The sequence below is a fragment of the Shinella sp. WSC3-e genome, from assembly GCF_945994535.1.
Classification (GTDB): domain Bacteria; phylum Pseudomonadota; class Alphaproteobacteria; order Rhizobiales; family Rhizobiaceae; genus Shinella; species Shinella yambaruensis.
In genome coordinates, this window is record NZ_OZ000530.1 from 2,054,287 (window position 1) to 2,075,915 (window position 21,629).

Here is a 21,629-nt window from a genome sequence, read left to right on the forward strand (position 1 = left end):
GCATCGTTCAGCGCCGTTGATCGATCAGCGTCGAATTTCGCCTGATGCTGATGGATGTAGCCCCCTCTCCTCCGTCATGGTCGGGCTTGACCCGACCATCCACAACCCCGGGTGCCGCGTGGATGGTCGGGTCAAGCCCGACCATGACGAAAGAGAGGTAGAGCCAAGCGAAAGAGAGATGGCGCCGGGCGGAAGAGAGGTGGAGCCATGGATATGGCGCCAGACGAATAGAGAGGTGGCGCCCAGACGGAAGAGTGGCGCCCGGCGGTGCCGAAAATCACCCCTTCTTGAGCTGGAACGTGTGCTCGGGCCCCGGGAAGCTGCGCGCCTTCACCTCTTCGGCATAGGTCGCGAAGGCCTCGCTCATGACGGGCGCGAGATTGGCGAAATGCTTGACGAAGCGCGGCTTGAAATCCGTGAAGATGCCGAGCACGTCGTCGACGACCAGCACCTGGCCGTCACAGGCGGGCGACGCGCCGATGCCGATGGTCGGCACCTTGACCTTGCCGGTGATCTCGCGCGCCAGCGGCTCGACCGTGCCCTCGATGACGATGGCGAAGGCGCCGGCTTCGTCGATGGCCGCGGCGTCGCGGCGGATCTTCTCGACTTCCTTGTCGTTGCGGCCGAGCGAGCGGTAGCCGCCCGTCGTGTTGATGAGCTGCGGCATCAGGCCGACATGGCCGAGCACCGGGATGCCGCGCTGGGTGAGGAAATGCACCGTCTCGGCCATTTCCGCCCCGCCCTCCAGCTTGATCGCCGAACAGCCGGTTTCCTTGAGCACCCGGGCGGCCGTCGCAAAGGCCTGTTCCTTCGACTGCTGGTAGGAGCCGAAGGGCAGGTCGACGACGACGCAGGCATTGGACGAGCCGCGCATGACGGCCTGGCCATGGGCGATCATCATCTCGATCGTCACGCCGACGGTGGAATCAAGGCCGTAGAGCACCATGCCGAGGCTGTCGCCGACCAGCATGAAATCGACATGCGGATCCATGAGCTTGGCGACCGGGGTCGTGTAGGCGGTGAGGCTGACGATCGGGCGCTCGCCCTTGAGGGCCCTGATATCGGCGGGCGCCAGTCGGCGCTTGGCGGTGTGTACGCTCATGTCACGCTACCTTTTTCGCGTTTTTCGGGCCAAGAACCCGGTTATCGAGGAGTTTCGTGCTCCCAAAGCGCACGAAAAGCAACAAAAGAACCGGCCTGTCGCCGACCGTGTCGATCTTGGCGAGCGTCTGCGGATCGCGGATCGCGACCACTTCGGGCCTTGCCAGCGGCTCGCTGGCAAGGAAGGCGGCAACGCCCGCCTCCAGCCGTTTCGCATCGGTCTCGCCGGCCATGATCAGCCGTTCGGCCTCCTCCAGCGCGCGCGGCACGATGACCGCAGCGGCGCGCTCCTCGGCCGATAGGTAGACATTGCGGGAGGAACAGGCGAGCCCGTCCGCCTCGCGCACCGTCGGCACGCCGATCACCTCGACCGGCTGAGCCAGGTCCTCGGCCATGCGGCGGATGATGGCGAGCTGCTGGAAATCCTTCTCGCCGAAATAGGCGCGGTCCGGCTGGGCGATGTTGAAGAGTTTCGTCACCACCGTCGCGACGCCCGCGAAATGACCCGGACGCACCGAGCCTTCCAGCTCGCTGCCGAGCGTCGGCACGTCGACGACGGTCTCCATCGGCCGCGGATACATGTCCGCGACGCCGGGCGCGAAGAGATAGTGCACGCCTTCCGCCTCCAGCATCGCCTGATCGCGGGCAAGATCGCGCGGATAGCGCGCCAGGTCCTCGTTGGCGCCGAACTGCAGGGGATTGACGAAAATGGTGGCGACGACGATGTCGTTGCCGGCACGGGCGCGGCGGGCAAGCTCCATATGGCCGACATGCAGGTAGCCCATGGTGGGCACGAGGCCGATCGTGCGGCCGTCCAGCCGGTGCGGGGCCAGCGCCGCGCGCAGGTCCGCGATGGTGGTGAAGGTCTGCATCGGCGGTTCCTCCTTGCTCTCGCCCTCTCCCGCGGGCGATGCCCCCGCTCGATCTCTGCGGATCGTTTGAGGAGGCGCCGTTTTCTATCTTGTGCAGCGCAAAAAGACAATCGGCAAACACCTTTGGCGGCGATAGGGCTCGCCGCTGGGCAGGGTTGCGTTTTGCGCACTGTACTTTTCGCGCAAGGGCCAGTAGAGAGCGCACCAGCAAGCTCGTCGCGGACGGGCTGAGAGCGCGACGCATGATCGTTGCGGAACCCGAATTCCGAAAGACCCTCGATGACAAGTTTTGAAGGCCTCGCTCCGGCGATGGCAAAGGCGTTGGAAAAACGCGGCTATACCACTTTGACGCCGGTGCAGGTCGCCGTCTCCGACCCGAAGATCGGCGATGCGGATGCGCTGGTCTCCGCCCAGACCGGCTCCGGCAAGACCGTCGCCTTCGGCCTCGCGCTCGCTCCGACGCTGCTTCAGGGCGAAGAGCGTTTTGCCCGCGCCGGGAACCCGCTTGCCCTCGTCATCGCCCCGACCCGCGAACTCGCCATGCAGGTCAAGCGCGAGCTGGAATGGCTCTACGAGATGACCGGCGCCGTCATCGCCTCCTGCGTCGGCGGCATGGACGTGCGCAACGAACGGCGCGCGCTGGAGCGCGGCGCCCATATCATCGTCGGCACGCCGGGCCGCCTGCGCGACCACATCACCCGCGGCAATCTCGATCTGTCCGCTATCCGCGCCGTCGTGCTCGACGAGGCCGACGAGATGCTCGACCTCGGCTTCCGCGAAGACCTCGAATTCATCCTGGAAGCGGCCCCGGAAGACCGCCGCACGCTGATGTTCTCGGCCACGGTGCCGAAGGAGATCGCCGCGCTCGCCAAGAACTACCAGCGCGAGGCGCTGCGCATCTCGACCGCCGCCGAGCGCGAACAGCATGTCGACATCGACTATCGCGCCCTGCTGGTCGTGCCGGCCGACCGCGAGAACGCCATCATCAACGTTCTGCGCTACTACGATGCGCAGAACGCCATCGTCTTCTGTTCGACGCGCGCGGCGGTGAACCACCTGACCGCCCGCTTCAACAACCGCGGCTTCTCGGTCGTCGCCCTCTCTGGCGAACTCAGCCAGAACGAACGGACCCACGCGCTGCAGGCCATGCGCGACGGCCGCGCCCGCGTCTGCATCGCCACCGACGTCGCCGCGCGCGGCATCGACCTGCCCAATCTCGAGCTCGTCGTGCATGCCGACCTGCCGACCAACCCGGAAACCCTGCTGCACCGCTCGGGCCGCACCGGCCGTGCCGGCCGCAAGGGCGTCAGCGCGCTCATCGTGCCGCTCAGTGCCCGCCGCAAGGCCGAGCGCCTGCTGCAGGCGGCGAACCTCAAGGCCAATTGGGCGACCCCGCCGTCCGCCGAGGACATCCTGCGCCGCGACGACGAGCGCCTGCTTGCCGACCCGATGCTGACCGACGCGATCGGCGAAGACGAGGTCGAGACGATCGACGCCCTGGCCGCACGCTTCGATGCCCGCCAGCTTGCCGCCGCCGTCGCCCGCTTCTTCAAGGCCGGGCGTTCGGCGCCGGAAGACCTGGTCGAGGTGTCGCTCGAACAGCGCAAGCCGCGCGAACGCGGCAACGACTTCATCCCGGCCGAAACCAAGCGCCCGCGCGAGGGTTTCGGATCGAGCGTGTGGATCTCCGTCTCGGTCGGCCGCAAGCAGCGCGCCGAGCCGCGCTGGCTGATCCCCATGCTCTGCCGCAACGGCAGCATCACCAAGAACGAGATCGGCGCGATCAAGATGCAGCCGGAGGAGACCTATATCGAGCTCTCCGCCGATGCCGCCGACGGCTTCCTCGGCCATCTCGGCCCGAACAGCATGCTGGAGCGCGGCATCCGCGTCACCGTGCTGGAAGGCCAGCCCGACCTGACGCCGCAGCCCTATACGCGCACGCCCGGCGAGAAGACGCAGCGCTACGACCGGCCGGAACGCCGCGCCGACTGGAAGCCGAAGGGTGACTTCGACAAGAAGCCGCGTTTCGAGAAGAAGCGCGATTTCGACAAGCCGGAAGGCGCTGCCGCCAAGCCGCACTGGAAAGACCGCGAGGACGGCGGCAAGAAGCCGGCAAAGCCGTTTGCCGGCACAAAACCCTTCAAGGGCAAGCGCGATGAAAAATTCGCCAGGCCCGAAGGCGCCGCGCGCAAGCCGAAGGGCAAGAAGCCGGACCGCTTCTGACGCGGCCGGCGCGTTTGGCCGTGGTTTGGCGACACACCGCGCGCCATTCTCAACGTCATCCTCGGGCTTGACCCGAGGATCCAAATCCACGGCGTGCCGGTGGAATGGATGCTCGGGTCAAGCCCGAGCATAACGGAGGAGAGCGTGGCAGGAGCCCAGGCCAACAGGCCTGTCGATCCAGCGCGGAACTTTCATCACCGCGCCGCATTACCCTCGCGCTTTTGCGAGGGGATTTTCATGACACGCGCCGAGGGCGATAAGGACGAATTCAGCCGCTTCGTGACCGGGCTCGGCCGGGGCGTCGCCGGCGCCCTCCTCCTGGCGCTGCCCATGCTGATGACCATGGAAATGTGGTATCTCGGCTTCTACATGGCGCGCGAGCGCCTGTTCCTGCTGCTGCTGCTCAACATCCCCCTGCTCATCCTGCTCGCCCACCGCATCGGCTTCGAGAAGACCTTCAGCTGGCGCGAGGCGACACGCGACGCGGCGATCGCCTATGGCATCGGCATTACGACCAGCCTGGTGGTGCTGACCGCGCTCGGCCTCCTGCGCGGCGGCATGCCGGCGAGCGAGCTTGTCGGCAAGGTCGCCCTGCAATCGGTTCCCGCCAGCATCGGCGCCATGCTCGGCCGCAGCCAGCTCGGCCATGACGAAGGCGACGCCGATACGAAGGAGACGAGCTATCCCGGCGAACTGCTGCTGATGGCGGCCGGTGCGCTGTTCCTCTCGCTCAACATCGCGCCGACCGACGAGATGATGGTGCTCGCCTACAAGATGACGACCTGGCACGCCCTCGTCGTCGCCGTCCTCTCCATCGCCCTCATGCACGGCTTCGTCTATGCGGTGTCCTTCACCGGCGGCCACGAGCTTTCGCCGCAAACACCCTGGTGGCACGCCTTCGTGCGCTTCACCCTGCCCGGCTATGTCATCGCGCTGGCGATCAGCATCTTCGCGCTGTGGATCTTCGAACGCCTTGGCGACAGTTCGCCGGTCGAGATCATGCTGTCCGTCATCGTGCTCGGCTTTCCCGCCGCGCTCGGCGCCGCCGCCGCGCGGCTGATCCTGTGAGGCCGACATGACCCGTTCCGAACAGGGCCGCCACAGGGAACGCCACGATCCGCACTGGATCGAGTGGCTGACAGGCCTCGTTTCCGCCCTGCTGATCGCCGGCATGCTCGGCTGGGTAGGCTGGGAAGCCTTCACGCGGGAAGCGATGCCGCCGGACCTTTCCGTCACCGTTCTCGCCACGCAGAAGGCGAAGGCCGGATACCGCATCACCTTCGACATCGCCAATTCCGCGACCACGACCGCCGCCGCGGTCACCGTCATCGGCCGGCTGATGGACGGCGACAAGATCATCGAGGAGAACCATGTGATCTTCGACTATGTCGCCGCGGAATCGAAATCGACCGGCGCCCTCCTGTTCGAAACCGATCCGGCCGGGCGGCAGGTGGATATCCGCGCCGCCGGCTACACCGATCCCTGACCGCCGGCGGCCTTGAAACCGGGAACCAATTTCATCGCCGGGGATTGAACAGAGCACAAGTATCCGTGTCCGCAGATGAAAGGACATGGCCGATCCCACAAGGTTCTTCCCCATGGAATGGCCCATTCTCATTCTGCTGATCACCCAGATCCTTCTTCCAGCCTTCTTTCTGCTCTGGCTCTGGCTGCCGAGCCCGGCCGACCGGCTCGGCTGGCTCACGCGCGTGGTCTATGGCGCGGCCTATTTCGCCTTCGTCACCGTCATCGGGCGCTGGGATTTCCTGGGCACGGCGCTGACCCTCCTGCTGCCGGCCGCCTTCGTCGCGGCGACCGGCCTTTCCTATCTGCGCGTGCGTCGCCGCCGCTGGAACGCTTCATCCTCGGTGCTGCGCACGCATGGTTTCACCGCGGCCATGGCCGTGTTCTTCCTGGCGCTGACGGCGCGGGCGCTCTCCGGCTACGGCTATCAGGAGACGGCGGTCGATCTCGCCTTTCCCTTTGGCGCCGGCACCTATTATGTCGGCCAGGGCGGCGGCACGGCGTCGATCAACCACCACCACGGCAGCCAGAGCCAGCGCTTCGCCCTCGACATCGTCGCCCTCAACGGCTTCGGCATGCGCGCGGCAGGGCTGATGCCGGAGGACCTTTCGGACTACGCGATCTACGACCGCGAGGTGAAGAGCCCCTGCAACGGCATTGCCATATCCACCCATGACGGGATCGACGACAACCGCATTTCCGAGACGAACACCGAGGCGCCGGCGGGCAACCACGTCATCCTCGCCTGCGGCACGGCGCGCATCCTGCTCGCCCATTTCCGCAAAGGCTCCATCGTGGTCGCCGACGGCGCGATCGTCACGAAGGGCGAAACGCTCGGGCGCGTCGGCAATTCGGGCAATTCCTCCGAGCCGCACCTGCACATGCATGCCTATCTCGGCGGCACGCGCGACTACAACGAAGGCCAGGGCGTGCCGATGACCTTCGATGGCCGCTTCCTCGTGCGCGGCTCGACCGTCACGGTGCCTTGATCCGCTCGAACCAGCCGTCTTCGTCGATCACCTCGACGTTGAATTCCCGTGCCTTGTCGAGCTTGGAGCCGGCGCCCGGCCCCGCCACCACGAGATCCGTCTTCTTGGAGACCGAGCCCGCCACCTTGGCGCCCAGCCGCTCGGCCATGGCCTTCGCCTCGTCGCGCGTCATCTTTTCCAGCGAGCCGGTAAACACCACCGTCTTGCCGGCGACCGGGCTCGAGCTTGCCACGACCACCTCGGCCGCCTCCGGCGTCACCTCCTGCAACAGCCGGTCGATCACGTCGAGATTGCGCGGCTCCTTGTAGAACTCGACCATCGCCCGGGCGACGACCTCGCCGATGCCATCGATGCTGTTGAGCTCGTTCCACGCCTCGCCGGACAGCGAGACGGAGGCCTTCATGCCCTCCTCGAAGGCCGCATAGGTTCCGTAGGCACGCGCCAGGAGCTTGGCATTGGTCTCGCCGACATGGCGGATGCCGAGCGCATAGATGAAGCGGTTGAGCGCGATCGACCGGCGGGCATCGATGGCGTCATAGAGCTTGCGTACGCTGACCTTGCCGAAACCGTCGATGTTCTCCAGCTTGGTGAGCGAATCGGCCTGCCGCTTCTCCAGCGTGAAGATGTCCGGCGCGGTGCGGATCGTCAGCGACGGATCTTCCGCCGCGAAGAAGAAATCGATCTGCTTGGCGCCCAGCCCCTCGATGTCAAAGGCATTGCGCGAAACGAAATGCTTCAGGTGCTCCACCGCCTGCGCGCGGCAGACGAAACCGCCCGTGCAGCGCGTGACGGAATCGAGCCGGCCCGTCTTCTCGTTGCGCTCGCGCACGGCATGGCTGCCGCAGACCGGGCAGGTCTTCGGGAATTCGTAGCGCTGCGCCTCCGCCGGCCGCTTTTCCATCACCACGTCCAGCACCTGCGGAATCACGTCGCCCGCGCGCTGCACGATGACCGTGTCGCCGATGCGGATGTCATGATCCTCCGCGCGGATGCGCTCGCCGCTGTTGCCGATGCCCTCGATATAGTCGGCATTGTGCAGCGTCGCATTGGTGACGACCACGCCGCCGACCGTGACGGGCGTCAGCCGCGCGACGGGCGTCAGCGCGCCGGTGCGGCCGACCTGGATGTCGATCTTCTCGACGGTGGTGAAGGCCTGCTCGGCCGGGAACTTGTGCGCCGTCGCCCAGCGCGGCGAGCGGGAGCGAAAACCGAGGCGCTCCTGCAGCGCGAGCTCGTCCACCTTGTAGACGACGCCGTCGATGTCATAGTCGAGGTCCGGGCGGGTAAGGCCGATCTCCCGGTAATGCGCGATGATGTCGTCGACGCGGGAAAGCCGCCTGGTCAGCGGGTTGACGGGGAACCCCCAGCTCTTCAGGGTCTCGATCATGCCGTATTGCGTATCCGCCGGCATCGCCGACATCTCGCCCCAGGCATAGGCGAAGAAACGCAGCTTGCGGCTCGCCGTGACGCTCGCGTCGAGCTGGCGCAGCGAACCCGCCGCCGTGTTGCGCGGGTTGACATAGGTCTGCTTGCCCTCCGCCGCCATCTTCTCGTTGAGCGCCAGGAAGTCGCTCTTGGCCATGTAGACCTCGCCGCGCACCTCCACGACGTCCGGCGCGCCGGCCGGCAGGCGGTTCGGGATTTCTGCGATGGTGAGCACGTTGGCGGTGACGTTCTCGCCCGTCGTGCCGTCGCCGCGCGTCGCCGCCGTCGTGAGGCGCCCGTTCTCGTAGCGGATCGACATGGAAAGGCCGTCGATCTTCGGCTCGGCGGTAAAGGCGATCGAATCGTCCGGCAGGCGGCCGAGGAAGCGGTAGACGGAGGCGACGAAATCCCGGACGTCCTCGTCGGAGAACGTGTTGTCGAGCGAGAGCATCGGGCGCGAATGGGTGATCGGCGCGAAGGTCGGCAGCGGTGCGGAGCCCACCCGGCGCGACGGACTGTCGTCGCGGACGAGCGCCGGGAACCGCGCCTCGATCGCCTCGTTGCGCCGCTTCAGCGCGTCGTAGTCGGCGTCCGAAATCTCCGGCGCGTCCTGGCCGTGATAAAGTTCGTCATGGCGCGCGATTTCCGCCGCCAGATAGGCAAGCTCGGCTGCGGCCTCTTCTTCGGTGAGATGCTCGACGGGGGTTTTCACATTTGCCATGGCCTGCTCCGGATTAGGCCACCGGTTTTAGAGAAAAGCTGACGAAAGGAAAGATGGTGTGGGCGACTGTTCAATCGAGCATCGCAGTGTTGGCCACCCCCCTCTGCCCTGCCGGGCATCTCCCCCACAAGGGGGGAGATCGGCAAGCGGCTGGAACCTTGCTCAAATTGAGTCGCTGAAGGCGGGCAGAATGTCGCTCCATCCAATCTCCCCCCCTTGTGGGGGAGATGCCCGGCAGGGCAGAGGGGGGTGGCCGCAGAAACGCTGCGCTGGCAAAGCCCGCGCCGCCTACACCCCGCCCGACAGCAGCCGCGCCGCGGCCGCCCTCGCCTCGTCCGTCACCGAGGCACCGGCCAGCATGCGGGCGATCTCCTCGGTGCGGGCGCCGTCATCCATCCGGGCGACGCGGGTGGCGACCGTCTCGCTGCCTTCGACAGGCCCCTTGGAGATGAGGAGATGCGTCGCCGCGCGGGCCGCGACCTGCGGGGCGTGGGTGACGGAGAGCACCTGCACGGTCGAAGAGAGCCGCTTCAGCCGCTGGCCGATGGCATCGGCCACCGCGCCGCCGACTCCGGTGTCGATTTCGTCGAAGACGAGGGTCGGCGCGGAGCCGCGATCGGCGAGCGCCACCTTCAGCGCCAGCAGGAAACGCGAGAGCTCGCCGCCGGAGGCGACCTTCATGATCGGGCCGGGGCGCGTGCCGGGATTGGTCTGGACGTGGAATTCGACCGTGTCGATCCCCTCCTCCGCGCCGCCTTCCGGGTCGGTGGTGATCTCGACGGTGAAGCGCGCACGCTCCAGCTTCAGCGCCGGCAGCTCGGCCATCACGGCGGCGGCGAGCGCCTCTGCCGCATGGTGGCGCTTGTCCGAAAGCGCGCGGGCGGCAAGTTCGAAGGCGGCGCGCGTCTCGGCAAGATGGGCCTGAAGGCGCACCAGCTTCTCCTCGCCCGCATCGAGATCGGCAAGGTCGGCGATCATCTTGGCGGCGAGCGCCGGAAGGCCGGTGACGGGCACGGAATATTTGCGGGCGGCCGCGCGCAATGCGAAGAGGCGCTCTTCCGTGCGCTCCAGCTCCTTGGGGTCGTATTCGGTCTTGCGCAACGCCACCTCGACGGCCATCTGCGCGTCGGAAAGCTGGTTCAGCGCCTGGTCGAGCAGTTCGACCGTTTCCTCCAGCAGGCCCGGCGCCTCGTGGCTCTTGCGCTCCAGCCGGCGCACGAGCGCGGCGATGAGCGGCACGGGCGAGGCATTGCCGTTCAGGAACTCGCTCGCCTCGTTGATGTCGCCGGCAATGCGCTCGGCCTTCATCATGCGCGCGCGGGTTTCCGCCAGCGCATCCTCCTCGCCGTCCTGGGGCGAGAGGATTTCGAGCTCCTCGACGGAGGAGCGCAGGTAATCGGCCTCGCGGGCCGCCGCCTCCACCTTCTCGCGGTGGCGGCGCAGCGTGCGCTCGGCTTCCTTCCACTGGTGATAGAGCGTGCCGACGTCAGCAGCCGCCTCGCCAAGGCCGCCGAAGGCATCGAGCAGCAGGCGGTGCGCATCGGTGTCGACGAGCGCGCGGTCGTCGTGCTGGCCGTGGATTTCGACGAGACGCTGGCCGGCCTGGCGCATCAGCTGCACGGAGACCGGCTGGTCGTTGACGAAGGCCTTGGTGCGTCCGTCGGCGGATTGCTGGCGGCGGAAGATGAGGTCGCCGTCGTCATCGATGCCGTTGTCGCGGAGCAGCGCGCGGGCGGCATGGCCGTGCGGCACGTCGAAGACGGCCGTCACCTGGCCGCGCTCCAGGCCGTGGCGCACCAGCGAGCCGTCGCCCCGCCCGCCGAGCGCCAGCGAAAGACTGTCGAGAAGAATGGACTTGCCGGCGCCCGTCTCGCCCGTCAGCACGGAAAGGCCCGGCTCGAAAGCGAGGTCGAGCCGTTCGATCAGGACGATATCGCGGATCGAAAGCTGCGCCAGCATGCGGTGTTTGCTCTTCGGTCAGACGCCGAGCAGGTTCTTGCCGGCGCGGGAAATCCAGGATCCGGTATTTTCGCGCGGCTCCAGCCCCTTCGATTGAAGCAGCTTGTAGCTGTCGGCATACCACTGGCTGTCGGGATAGTTATGGCCGAGCACCGCCGCCGCCGTCTGCGCTTCCGTATCCACGCCCATGGCGTAATAGGTCTCGACGAGACGGGCGAGCGCTTCCTCGATCTGGTTGGTCATCGGATATTTCTCGACGACGACGCGGAAGCGGCTGGCGGCCGCGATATATTCCTTGCGCTCGAGATAGTAGCGGCCGACCTGCATTTCCTTGCCGGCGAGCTGGTCGCGGGCAAAGCGCATCTTGGTCTGCGCGTCCTCGACATATTCCGAATCGGGATAGTTCTCGACGACGGCCTGCATGGCTTCCAGCGTCTGCGCCGAGGCGCGCTGGTCCTGCGTCACGCTCGGGATCTGCTTCCAGTAGGCAAGGCCGACGATGTATTGCGCATAGGCCGCGTCTTCCGAACCTGGATAGAGGTTGAGATAGCGTTTGCCGGCGGCGATCGCCTCCTCGTTGCGGCCCTGACGGTAATTCGTGAAGGCCGACATGACGAGCGCCTTGCGCGCTTCCTCGGAGAACGGATGCTGGCGGTCGACGGCCTCGAACTTGCGGCTCGCCTCGCCCACCTTGCCGGCATTGAGGTTGGCAAGGCCCTGGTTGTAGAGCTTGTCGGCCGGTTCGGTCTCGCCGGTCAGCTTGGTGATGTCGATGTCCGGATCCGACTGGCACGCGGAAAGGACGACAGGCGAAGCCGCCGCAAAAAGCGTAAGATAGACAATGCGCGCCGTCTTCTTCACACCAACAGACCCTGCAACAACCATGTGACAATCCCAGTTCAACGGACGCGGTGCGGTAACCCGCCGCGCGCGCCCCGCGTTGTATCTCCAAATGCGTGAAGACCGCAACGCCATGCCGGCGCATTAACGCATTTTTATGGCAAGGCTGTCTGGAAGCGCACGCCTTACAGGGACCAGGGCGCAAACTCGGGGGCGTTGACGGCGATCAGCTCGCGCTGGCCGGCGCGCGAGCGCGGCGCGGAGGCTTCGACGACCTCGTAGGCCGTGCGGTCGCTGAGCAGCGCCTTCAGCGCATGGGCGTTCATCCTGTGGCCGCCGCGATAGGAGCGGTAGCAGCCGATGAACTGCGCACCGGCAAGCGCAAGGTCGCCCACGGCATCGAGCGTCTTGTGACGCACGAACTCGTCCTTCGCGTAGCGCAGGCCCTCGACATTGATCACGGTGTTGTCGTCGGAGATGACGACGGAATTTTCCAGCGACGAGCCGAGCGCATGGCCGGAGGCCCAGAGCTTTTCCACATCGCGCATGAAACCGAAGGTGCGGGCGCGCGACAATTCGCTGCGGAAGGTCATCGGCGTCAGATCGCCCTTCCAGGCCTGGCGGCCGATCAGCGGGCAATCGAAATCGATCTCGACCTCGAAGCGCGTGCCGTCATAGGGCGAGAACTCGGCCCAGGAAGCGCCGGCCTCGACGCGCACCGGCTTGACGATGCGGATATAGCGGCGCTTGACGGCGAGCGGGATGAGGCCGACCTGGTCGATCGCATCGATGAAGGGGGCAGAGCTGCCGTCCATGATCGGCATTTCGGCGCCGTGGACCTCGATGAGGACATTGTCGAGGCCGAGCGCATAGAGCGCGGCCATGACGTGCTCGACAGTGGCGATCGACGTCGCGGGCGTAAAGCCGAGCACGGTGCACAGGTCCGTGTTGCCGACCTGCGCGGAGACCGCGCGGTACTCGCTCACGGTGCCGTCGTCGTGCAGGCGCTGGAAGAGGATGCCGCTGTCGGCTTCGGCCGGATTGAAGGTGATCGATACGGCCGCGCCGGAATGGACGCCCGTGCCGGCAATCGTCACCGGGCTCGCAATCGTCGTCTGGAAACCGAGCATACCGATCGTCATGTGCATTCGCCTCGTCTTACTGTCGGCTCATTCTTCGCCGACATTCTTATTTCACGGGCTCGCGGGAGCCCCGGTATTTCATTGGCCCAAGGAAACCCTTGGCCGGGCGCGTTGCGCCCACCGACAAGTCCGCCTCAACGTCTGGAGTGATTTGATGCGCTCCGGCGTGATGCCGGCATCCGATCCCTGACTGGCCCCTGTGCCTAGTGTGAATGTAGTAGGTCCCTCAGGGTTACACAAATCACTGTTTCTTTCGTTTTGTTACGCTCCACATCAACGGCAAACTCTTGAATTTAGACAAGAATCAAAAATGCCCGGACCACGGTCCGGGCATTCTGTCAACGGGCTCCGAGGAAGGCCTCAGTTCGACTGGCGGCGCAGGAACGCCGGGATTTCGAGCTGGTCGTCCTCACCGAGCGAACGCGGCTGCGGATTGGCGCGGCCATGATCGTCGAGCTGACCGCGGCGCGGGGCGTAAAGGCTGGCTTCGGCCGACAGCGGACGGCGCTGCTGCTGGGCCTGCGGCGCCGGCTCCTGGGCGGCCTGCGGCTCCTCGTGACGGCCGAGCGAGGACGTCAGGCGCTTGAGGAGGCCCATCGGGCCGCGCTCTTCGCTGTGCGAGGCGACCGGCTGCTGGGCGGCGCGGTGGTCGATCTCGGCCTGCACGACGGGCGGGAAATCCTCGATCTTCGGCATGCGCATCGTCTGCGGCTCCTGACGGATGATCGGAGCGGACGGCTCGACGCGCTGCTGCATGACCGGGGCCTGCTGCATCGGCTGCTGCTGGACCGGGCGCTGCACCGGCGTCTCGGCCGGGGCGGCGAACAGGCGGTTCTGCAGGCGCGGCTCTTCCTGGACGGAAGCCACCGGCTGCTGCACCGGAGCCGGACGGTTCACCGGAATGGCGAGTTCCCGCTCGAGGTTCTCCTCCGAAGCGCGGATGGCCTCGGCGATCGGATCGACGACCGGCTGCTGGGCGACCGGCTGCTGCATGACGGGCTGCGGGACCGGCTGGGGCTGCGGCGCTGCGGCCTGGACCTGCGGCTGGGCCGGAACGGCGGCGGGGCGGACTACCGGCTTGCTGTGGCTGCGAAAGTCAGCATGACGTGCAGCCACCTCCGAGGCCGCGCGGTCGATGCCGGTTGCAACGACGGAGACGCGGATCAGGCCTTCGAGCTCTTCGTCGAAGGTTGCGCCGAGAATGATGTTTGCGTCCGGATCGACTTCCTCGCGGATGCGGGTCGCGGCTTCGTCGACTTCGAAGAGGGTGAGGTCACGGCCGCCGGTGATCGAGATCAGGAGGCCCTGCGCGCCCTTCATCGAGGTTTCGTCGAGCAGCGGGTTGGCGATCGCCGCTTCCGCTGCGGCCATGGCGCGGCCTTCGCCCGAAGCTTCGCCCGTGCCCATCATGGCGCGGCCCATCTCGCGCATCACCGAGCGGACGTCGGCGAAGTCGAGGTTGATGAGGCCTTCCTTGACCATGAGGTCGGTGATGCAGGCGACGCCCGAATAGAGCACCTGGTCGGCCATCGCGAAGGCGTCGGCAAAGGTGGTCTTGTCGTTGGCGATGCGGAAGAGGTTCTGGTTCGGGATGACGATCAGCGTGTCGACCGACTTCTGCAGTTCCTGGATGCCTTCTTCGGCAAGACGCATGCGGCGGCCGCCCTCGAAGTGGAACGGCTTGGTGACGACGCCGACGGTCAGGATACCCTTGTTGCGGGCCGCCTGCGCGACGACCGGCGCTGCGCCCGTGCCCGTGCCGCCGCCCATGCCGGCGGTGACGAAGCACATGTGGGTGCCGTTCAGGTGATCGATGATCTCGTCGATGCACTCTTCCGCGGCGGCGCGGCCGACCTCCGGCTGCGAGCCGGCGCCGAGGCCTTCCGTGACGGCGACGCCCATCTGGATGATCCGCGAAGCCTTGGTCATGGTCAGCGCCTGGGCATCGGTGTTGGCGACGACGAAATCGACGCCTTCCAGGCCCGCGGTGATCATGTTGTTGACAGCATTGCCACCGCCCCCGCCGACACCGAAGACGGTGATGCGGGGCTTCAGCTCGGTGATGTCCGGCTTCTGGAGCTTGATAGTCATTGCAGTGTTCCTTTCGTTTCCGGCTGCTTCGCCCAGCCGGTCTATTCCCAAAACTCTAGTGTCGGTCTTTCCCGGCCGTAACGCCGCCGGGAAACCCGTCAGAAACTCTCCTTCAGCCACTGGCCCATGCGGGCGATGCGGCCGTTGCCACCCGTCAGCTGCGAGAGCATGCCGCCCTGCACAGCGTGTTCTTCCAGTTCCGCGACCTGCGGATAGATCATCAGCCCCACCGCCGTCGAAAAGGCCGGCCCCTTGGCCGCCGTCGGCAGGCCGGAGACGCCGAGCGGGCGGCCGATGCGGACGTTGCGGGCAAGGATGCGGCGGGCCGCTTCCGGCAGGCCGGTGAGCTGGCTGGCGCCGCCCGTCAGCACGATCCTTTTCCCGACGATCGGCGAGAAGCCGGAGCGCTGGATGCGGTCGCGGATGAGTTCGAGCGTCTCTTCGATGCGTGCCCTGACGATGCGCGACAGCAGCGCGCGCGGCACATGGGTCGGCTGGTCGCGGTCGTCCTCGCCGATCGGCGGGACGGTGACGATGTCGCGCTCGTCGCTGGCGTTCGGCAGGGCCGAACCGTGCACGACCTTCAGGCGTTCGGCATCCTCGATGCGGGTCGACAGGCCACGCGCGAGGTCCGTCGTGACGTGATGGCCGCCGAGCGAGACGGCATCGGAATGCACCAGCTTGCCTTCGGCGAAGACGGAGATCGTCGTCGTGCCGCCGCCCATGTCGATCGAGGCGCAGCCGAGTTCGACCTCGTCGTCGACGAGGGCCGAAAGGCCGCTCGCATAGGGCGTCGCCACCATGCCCTCGACGGAGAGGTGGGCGCGGTTGATGCAGAGTTCGAGGTTCTTCAGCGCGGCCCGTTCGGCCGTCAGCACATGCATGTCGACGCCGAGCACATCGCCGAACATGGAGAGCGGATCGCGGATGCCGCGCTCGCCGTCGAGCGAGAAGCCCGTCGGCAGCGAATGGAGGATGGCGCGGTCCTGGCGCAGCGACTGCTGGCCGGCGACGGCGAGCACCTTGCGCAGGTCGTTGGCGTCGACCTCCTGGCCGCCGAGATCGATGGTCGCGGTGTAGACGTCGCTCTGCAGGCGGCCGGCCGAGACGTTGACGATCAGGCTCTCGATGGTGAGGCCGGCCATGCGCTCGGCGGCATCGACTGCAAGGCGCACGACGCTTTCGGCGGCATCCAGATCGGTGATGACGCCGTTCTTCACGCCGCGCGATTTCTGGTGGCCGATGCCGATGACCTCGACATTGTGCGTGCGGCCGGGAAGGATCTCGCTTTCGGCGCGCGGCGTCAGCCGGCCGATCATGCAGACGACCTTGGTGGAGCCGATGTCGAGGACCGAAACGACATGCGCCCGCTTGGAGGAAAGCGGCTTCAAGCGCGGCAGGCCAAAATGGGACGAACCGAAAATGCTCATGTGCGCTTCGCTGCCTTCTTCAGGTCCTTCGTTCTCTGCTCGACCGCCGCATTGCGGCGTTCCAGCGCCCCTTCCGTCAAACGGACCGTCGTACGGTCTTCGAGCCGGAGATCGACGGCCGCGATGTCGCGCTCCAGGATCCCCTGCTCCGCTTCCAGCGTCGCCAGCGTGTCCATGGCGCGCGGCACGTTGTGCTCCGGCAGCTTGACGACGATGCCGTTGTCGAGCCTCAAGTCCCAGCGACGGCCGGCGACCCGGATATAGGCCTTCACCCGCGCCTTGATTTCCGGCCAGTTGTCGAACTCGTCGGCAAAGCCGGCCGCGGCCGTCTCCGCGTCGCGGCCGACGAACAGCGGCAGCGTCGAGAACTTGTTGTCGCGCAGCGGCGCGATGACGCTGCCGTTCTTCTCAATCAGCGACAGGTCGGAGCCGTGCTGCCAGATGGCGAAGGCTTCCCGCTCCTTCAGTGCGATCTCGATCGTGCCCGGATAGACTTTCCGCACGGATGCGTCCTCGACCCAGGGCAGCTCGGTGAGCTGCTTGCGGGCTTCCTTGACGTCGAGGGCGACCAGCGAGGTCGTGCCGTCGAGGCCGAGGCGCTCCAGAATGTCGATTTCCGATGTCTCGCGGTTGCCGGAGACCTTGACGTCCTCGATGGCAAAGCCGATCGCCGTCGTCGAGGCCTGGGCGACATCCTGCGAATGGCCGCCCAGCGACATGCCGTAAAGGCCCGTCGCGCCGATGAACAGCACGGTGGCGACGCTGCCGGTGTGGCGCGGAATATGGATGCGGCCGGCCGCGAGGCTGACCAGGAACCGGACGATCCGGCGCAGCGGACGCGGCAGCACGCGACCGGCTTCCGTTTCCGGAATCCCGACGGGGCGCACCCTGCTCTTCTTGACGCTCAACGCAAACACGACGCGTCCTCCACCATCCACCGCAAGAATTCACCAAAGGAATGGCCGGCATGAACGGCCATTTCGGGCACCAGGGAGGTCGGGGTCATGCCGGGCTGGGTGTTGATTTCCAGCCAGATAAGCTCGCCATTCTCGGAGAATCGGTCGTCGTAACGGAAGTCGGAACGGCTGACGCCACGGCACCCGATCGCTTGATGCGCCTTGAGGGAGAGTGTTTGAACTTTTTGGTAAATATTCGGTGAAATTTGCGCCGGGATGACGTGTTTCGAGCCGCCTTTCACATATTTGGAATCATAGTCGTAGAAAGCGTGGCCCTGCGGCACCACTTCCGTCACGCCGAGCGCGACGTCGCCCATGACGCCGCAGGTCAGCTCCCGGCCGTAGATGTAGCGCTCGACCATGACGCTGTCGCCATAGCGCCATTCGGACGAGGTGATGATCTGCGGGGGATGCGACTGGTCTTCCTTGACCATGACGACGCCGAAGGACGAGCCTTCACGCACCGGCTTGACCACGTATGGCGGCTTCATCGGATGCGCCGAGGTGAAATCGAAGCGGTCCATCAGCCGCTGCTCGGCGATCGGAATGCCGGCGGCCTTTGCGATGATCTTCGCCTGCGCCTTGTCCATGGCGAGCGCCGAGGCGAGCACGCCGGAATGGGTATAGGGGATCTGCAGATATTCGAGGATGCCCTGGATGGTGCCGTCCTCGCCGAAGGGCCCGTGCAGCGCATTGAAGGCGACGTCCGGCTTCAGTTCGGCAAGCACGCTCGCGACGTCGTGGCCGACATCGACGCGGGTGACCTTGTAGCCCTCGGCCTCAAGCGCGTCGGCGCAGGCGTTGCCCGACGAAAGGCTCACCGGCCGTTCCGACGAAAAACCACCCATCAGCATCGCGACATGCTTCACGCTCATAGAACCCCCAACTGAATTCCGTACTCTGGTGCTCGTCCCTTGCGCGGACCTGATTTGCTTGCGATCCGACTCGGGCAGCGAGGTAGGATCACTAGAACGTCATTAAGGTTAATGAAGCGTTTACTTTCGTTAACCGGAGCCGCCCGGAGGCGAATTTTCCTGTCCCGAATCAAGTCTCGCTTCGATTCTCTCTCTGGAATCAGAGAGTTGTGGCCGACGCAAGAAAAAGAAGAATTTAGAATTCTCTAAAGCGGAGCCGGAGGACGGGCCCATGGCCGCAAACCCCTGGTAAACGCAGGCACCGCCTCCAGCGCACGAAAAGTACGATTTTTCGCCGGCCTGCGTACTTTTGTTGTTTCGCTGACCGCCCGGTTGGCGTAATAAACCGCCGCTGCCTCCCAAGACAGCTTCAAAAACCAAGAAAAGGCACCCTTGATGAGTGACACGCTCGCTTCCGGGTCGCCGACCGCAACGCATTCCAACCGCGCTGGGCTCAACTCCCCGGCGCGCGTTCTTTTTGCAAGCCTGGTCGGAACGACCATCGAATTCTTCGATTTCTACGTCTATGCCACGGCCGCCGTGCTGGTCTTCCCGACGCTGTTCTTCCCGAACAGCGATCCGACGACGGCCCTCCTCGCCTCTTTCGCGACCTTCTCGATCGCCTTCTTCGCCCGCCCGCTCGGCGCGATCGTCTTCGGCCACTATGGCGACCGCATCGGGCGCAAGACGACGCTGGTGGCGGCGCTTCTGACCATGGGCGTCTCGACCGTGATCATCGGCCTGCTGCCCTCCTATGAGACGATCGGCGTTCTCGCGCCGCTGCTCCTGGCGCTTTGCCGCTTCGGCCAGGGCTTCGGCCTTGGCGGCGAATGGGGCGGCGCGGTGCTGCTGGCGACGGAAAACGCCCCGCCCGGCAAGCGCAGCTGGTACGGCATGTTCCCGCAGCTCGGCGCGCCCGTCGGGCTCTTCCTCTCCTCCGGCGTCTTCTGGCTGCTGCTGCATGTCATGTCGCAGGAATCGCTGCTCGCCTGGGGCTGGCGCATCCCCTTCGTCGCCTCGATCGTGCTGATCGCCGTCGGCCTCTGGGTTCGCCTGTCGATCACCGAGACGCCGGCCTTCCAGAAGGCCATCGAAAAGCAGGAGCGTGTCGAGGTCCCGGTCGTGGAGCTCTTCCGCAACCACAAGCGCAGCCTCGTGCTCGGCACCTTCGTGGCGCTTGCCACCTTCGTGCTGTTCTATATCGGCTCGGCCTACCTGCTCTCCTACAATGTCAAGGTCCTGAAGCTGCCCTTCGTCGAGGCGCTGGAAGTCCAGCTGCTCGGCTCGGTGCTGTTCGGCCTCTTCATTCCCTTCGCCGGCAAGCTCGCCGAAAGGTTCGGCCGCCGGGAGGTGCTGATCCTCACGACCGTGCTGATCGGCGCCTTCTCGTTCCTCCTGCCGGAGCTGATGACGAGCGGCGAGAGCGGCATCTTCGTCTTCGTCATTCTCGCCATGGCGCTGATGGGCATGACCTACGGTCTCATCGGCACGGCGCTCGCCGCCCCCTTCCCCACCAAGGTGCGCTATACGGGCTCGTCGATCACCTTCAACTTCGCCGGCATCTTCGGCGCCTCGCTCGCGCCCTATATCGCGACGTGGCTGCAGGCGAACTACGGCATGACCTATGTCGGCTACTATCTCGGCATATCGGCCGTGATCACGCTGGCCTGCATCCTGCTTTCGGGCAAGGAAGAGGTCTGAGCCCTTCGGGACCTTCGAGAGAAAACCCGCCGCGGCGACGCGGCGGGTTCTTTTTTTCCGCGATCAGTCGTCCTCGCCGACAACCTTCCAGATCACCGCGCCGATCACCGCGCCGAGGACCGGAGCGAGCCAGAACAGCCAAAGCTGCGAAAGCGCCGCCGTATCGGCAAAGAGCGCGACGCCGGTCGAGCGGGCCGGATTGACCGAGGTGTTCGTCACCGGGATCGAGATGAGATGGATCAGCGTCAGGCCGAGGCCGATGGCGATCGGTGCGAAGCCGACCGGCGCACGGCCATGGGTCGAACCGAGGATGATGATGAGGAAGAAGGCCGTCAGCACCACTTCGGCAACCAGCGCCGCCGTCAGCGAATAGCCGCCGGGTGACAGGTCGCCATACCCGTTCGAGGCGAATCCGCCCGCCTGGAAGCCCGTCTTGCCGGAAGCGATGAGATAAAGCACCACCGCCGCGACGACCGCGCCCACGACCTGCGCCACGATATAGGGCACAAGGCTGGACGCCGGGAACTTGCCGGCCACCGTCAGGCCCACGGAGACGGCCGGGTTGAAGTGCCCGCCGGAAATGCCGCCGACCGTATAGGCCATGGTGAGCACCGTAAGGCCGAAGGCGAAGGCGACACCGAGATGGCCGATGCCGACCTCCGGGAAGGCGGCGGCCAGCACCGCGCTGCCGCAACCGCCGAAGACGAGCCAGAACGTGCCGAGGAATTCGGCTGAGAGTTTCTTGAACATGAATGCCCCCTGGTCAAAACCCCGCTGGAGCGGGGCTTCATCGCGCAACCAACGCGCGACCGAGCATAGCCTTCGCTAAACCCGCATGAACAGGGGCTGAACGAAGAAAATGAATCTGCGCGCCTGCTAATCAAGCACGCATATTCGCCTTCAATGCAAGGGTGGGATCGGACTGCGCCGCGCCGCTTTCGCCGACCAGCCTCCAGGCCGCCGCGCCGACGACGGCGCCGAGCATCGGGGCGAGCCAGAACAGCCAGAGCTGCGAAAGCGCCGCCGTCTCGGCAAAGAAGACAACGCCCGTCGAGCGGGCCGGGTTGAGGGAGGTGTTGGTGACCGGGATCGAAACGAGGTTGATCGCCGTCAGGCTGAGGCCGATGACGATGGGCGCGACATCCACCGGCGCGCGGCGATGGGTCGAGCCGAGGATGATGAAAAGGAAGAGCGCCATCAGCACCACTTCGCTCACCAGGCCGGCCGTCAGCGAATAGCCGCCCGGGGAGAGATCGCCATAGCCGTTCGCGGCAAAACCGCCCGGCCGGAAGCCCGCCTTGCCGGAGGCGATGAGATAGAGAACGGCGCCCGCCGCCGTCGCACCCGCGACCTGCGCCACCATGTAGGGCAGGATATGGCCGGCCGGAAACCGGCCGGCGACGGCAAGGCCCACGGAAACGGCCGGGTTCATGTGCCCGCCGGAAATGCCGCCGATCGTGTAGATCATCGCCATCAGTGCGATGCCGGCGGCAAGAGAGACGCCGGCAAGGCCGATGCCGACCTGCGGAAAGGCAGCAGTCAATATCCCGCTGCCGCAGCCGCAGAAGACGAGCCAGAACGTGCCGATGAACTCGGCGGCAAGTTTCCTGTTCATGAATACCCCCATCAGGACCCTGGCATGCAGGGCCGTCGCGCGCCGGAGGCGCGACGTCACACGGTTTCGTTTCGGTGAACTTGCCTGTGGGGGAGAGGGCGTTTCTCGAACGCCCCAGCAAGAATC

The 21,629-nt window shown here is 66.0% G+C and carries 17 protein-coding genes; 5 read left to right on the forward strand and 12 right to left on the reverse strand.

Annotated elements, in window-relative coordinates:
- Nucleotides 1–277: 277 nt before the first annotated feature.
- Nucleotides 278–1,102, reverse strand: a complete 825-nt coding sequence (gene panB, locus AABF56_RS10255; RefSeq protein ID WP_064330502.1) for a 3-methyl-2-oxobutanoate hydroxymethyltransferase — start codon at nucleotides 1,100–1,102, stop codon at nucleotides 278–280.
- Nucleotide 1,103: 1 nt separating this feature from the next.
- Entirely contained in the window at nucleotides 1,104–1,973 is an 870-nt protein-coding gene (panC, locus tag AABF56_RS10260) for a pantoate--beta-alanine ligase (RefSeq protein ID WP_272805841.1), read from the reverse strand.
- 279 nt (nucleotides 1,974–2,252) lie between these two features.
- On the opposite strand from panC, the gene AABF56_RS10265 reads away from it, so the two are divergent.
- The 4 genes from AABF56_RS10265 (at nucleotide 2,253) to AABF56_RS10280 (ending at nucleotide 6,709) form a co-directional block, all read left to right on the forward strand.
- Complete coding sequence (locus AABF56_RS10265; RefSeq protein WP_272805842.1) at nucleotides 2,253–4,196, forward strand: DEAD/DEAH box helicase; 1,944 nt, start codon at nucleotides 2,253–2,255, stop codon at nucleotides 4,194–4,196.
- Between the two features lie 237 nt (nucleotides 4,197–4,433).
- Nucleotides 4,434–5,264, forward strand: a complete 831-nt coding sequence (locus AABF56_RS10270) for a TIGR02587 family membrane protein (protein ID WP_272805843.1) — start codon at nucleotides 4,434–4,436, stop codon at nucleotides 5,262–5,264.
- Between the two features lie 7 nt (nucleotides 5,265–5,271).
- Entirely contained in the window at nucleotides 5,272–5,682 is a 411-nt protein-coding gene (locus tag AABF56_RS10275) for a TIGR02588 family protein (protein ID WP_272805844.1), read from the forward strand.
- 85 nt (nucleotides 5,683–5,767) lie between these two features.
- Nucleotides 5,768–6,709 (forward strand): M23 family metallopeptidase, encoded by a 942-nt coding sequence (locus tag AABF56_RS10280; protein WP_272805845.1) that lies wholly within the window; start codon nucleotides 5,768–5,770, stop codon nucleotides 6,707–6,709.
- On the opposite strand, the gene ligA is transcribed toward AABF56_RS10280, so the two are convergent.
- The 8 genes from ligA to AABF56_RS10320 form a co-directional block, all read right to left on the reverse strand.
- Nucleotides 6,696–8,855, reverse strand: coding sequence for an NAD-dependent DNA ligase LigA (ligA, locus tag AABF56_RS10285; protein ID WP_272805846.1), 2,160 nt, complete (start codon nucleotides 8,853–8,855; stop codon nucleotides 6,696–6,698). The genes AABF56_RS10280 and ligA overlap by 14 nt on opposite strands.
- A 288-nt stretch (nucleotides 8,856–9,143) precedes the next feature.
- Nucleotides 9,144–10,814 (reverse strand): DNA repair protein RecN, encoded by a 1,671-nt coding sequence (gene recN, locus AABF56_RS10290; RefSeq protein ID WP_272805847.1) that lies wholly within the window; start codon nucleotides 10,812–10,814, stop codon nucleotides 9,144–9,146.
- Nucleotides 10,815–10,832: 18 nt separating this feature from the next.
- On the reverse strand, nucleotides 10,833–11,699 hold the full coding sequence (locus AABF56_RS10295; protein ID WP_244766774.1) for an outer membrane protein assembly factor BamD: 867 nt from the start codon (nucleotides 11,697–11,699) through the stop codon (nucleotides 10,833–10,835).
- A gap of 140 nt (nucleotides 11,700–11,839) precedes the next feature.
- On the reverse strand, nucleotides 11,840–12,796 hold the full coding sequence (gene lpxC / locus AABF56_RS10300) for a UDP-3-O-acyl-N-acetylglucosamine deacetylase (RefSeq protein ID WP_244766775.1): 957 nt from the start codon (nucleotides 12,794–12,796) through the stop codon (nucleotides 11,840–11,842).
- 360 nt (nucleotides 12,797–13,156) lie between these two features.
- The gene (gene ftsZ / locus AABF56_RS10305) at nucleotides 13,157–14,887 is read right to left on the reverse strand and encodes a cell division protein FtsZ (protein ID WP_272805848.1); all 1,731 of its coding nucleotides are present in this window, start codon (nucleotides 14,885–14,887) and stop codon (nucleotides 13,157–13,159) included.
- 98 nt (nucleotides 14,888–14,985) lie between these two features.
- Nucleotides 14,986–16,317 carry a cell division protein FtsA gene (gene ftsA / locus AABF56_RS10310; RefSeq protein WP_244766777.1) on the reverse strand — a complete coding sequence of 444 codons (1,332 nt, stop codon included), beginning with the start codon at nucleotides 16,315–16,317 and terminating at the stop codon, nucleotides 14,986–14,988.
- Nucleotides 16,314–17,234 (reverse strand): cell division protein FtsQ/DivIB, encoded by a 921-nt coding sequence (locus AABF56_RS10315; protein ID WP_272805849.1) that lies wholly within the window; start codon nucleotides 17,232–17,234, stop codon nucleotides 16,314–16,316. The genes ftsA and AABF56_RS10315 overlap by 4 nt, the downstream gene beginning before the upstream one ends.
- On the reverse strand, nucleotides 17,222–18,148 hold the full coding sequence (locus AABF56_RS10320; protein ID WP_244766779.1) for a D-alanine--D-alanine ligase: 927 nt from the start codon (nucleotides 18,146–18,148) through the stop codon (nucleotides 17,222–17,224). The genes AABF56_RS10315 and AABF56_RS10320 overlap by 13 nt, the downstream gene beginning before the upstream one ends.
- A 435-nt stretch (nucleotides 18,149–18,583) precedes the next feature.
- Between AABF56_RS10320 and AABF56_RS10325 the strand changes: the two genes are divergently transcribed.
- On the forward strand, nucleotides 18,584–19,888 hold the full coding sequence (locus AABF56_RS10325; protein ID WP_272805850.1) for an MFS transporter: 1,305 nt from the start codon (nucleotides 18,584–18,586) through the stop codon (nucleotides 19,886–19,888).
- Between the two features lie 63 nt (nucleotides 19,889–19,951).
- On the opposite strand, the gene aqpZ (AABF56_RS10330) is transcribed toward AABF56_RS10325, so the two are convergent.
- Together aqpZ (AABF56_RS10330) and aqpZ (AABF56_RS10335) are read right to left on the reverse strand one after the other, a co-directional pair.
- Entirely contained in the window at nucleotides 19,952–20,638 is a 687-nt protein-coding gene (gene aqpZ / locus AABF56_RS10330) for an aquaporin Z (protein WP_244766780.1), read from the reverse strand.
- 130 nt (nucleotides 20,639–20,768) lie between these two features.
- Nucleotides 20,769–21,503 carry an aquaporin Z gene (aqpZ, locus tag AABF56_RS10335; RefSeq protein WP_272805851.1) on the reverse strand — a complete coding sequence of 245 codons (735 nt, stop codon included), beginning with the start codon at nucleotides 21,501–21,503 and terminating at the stop codon, nucleotides 20,769–20,771.
- Nucleotides 21,504–21,629: the final 126 nt, after the last annotated feature.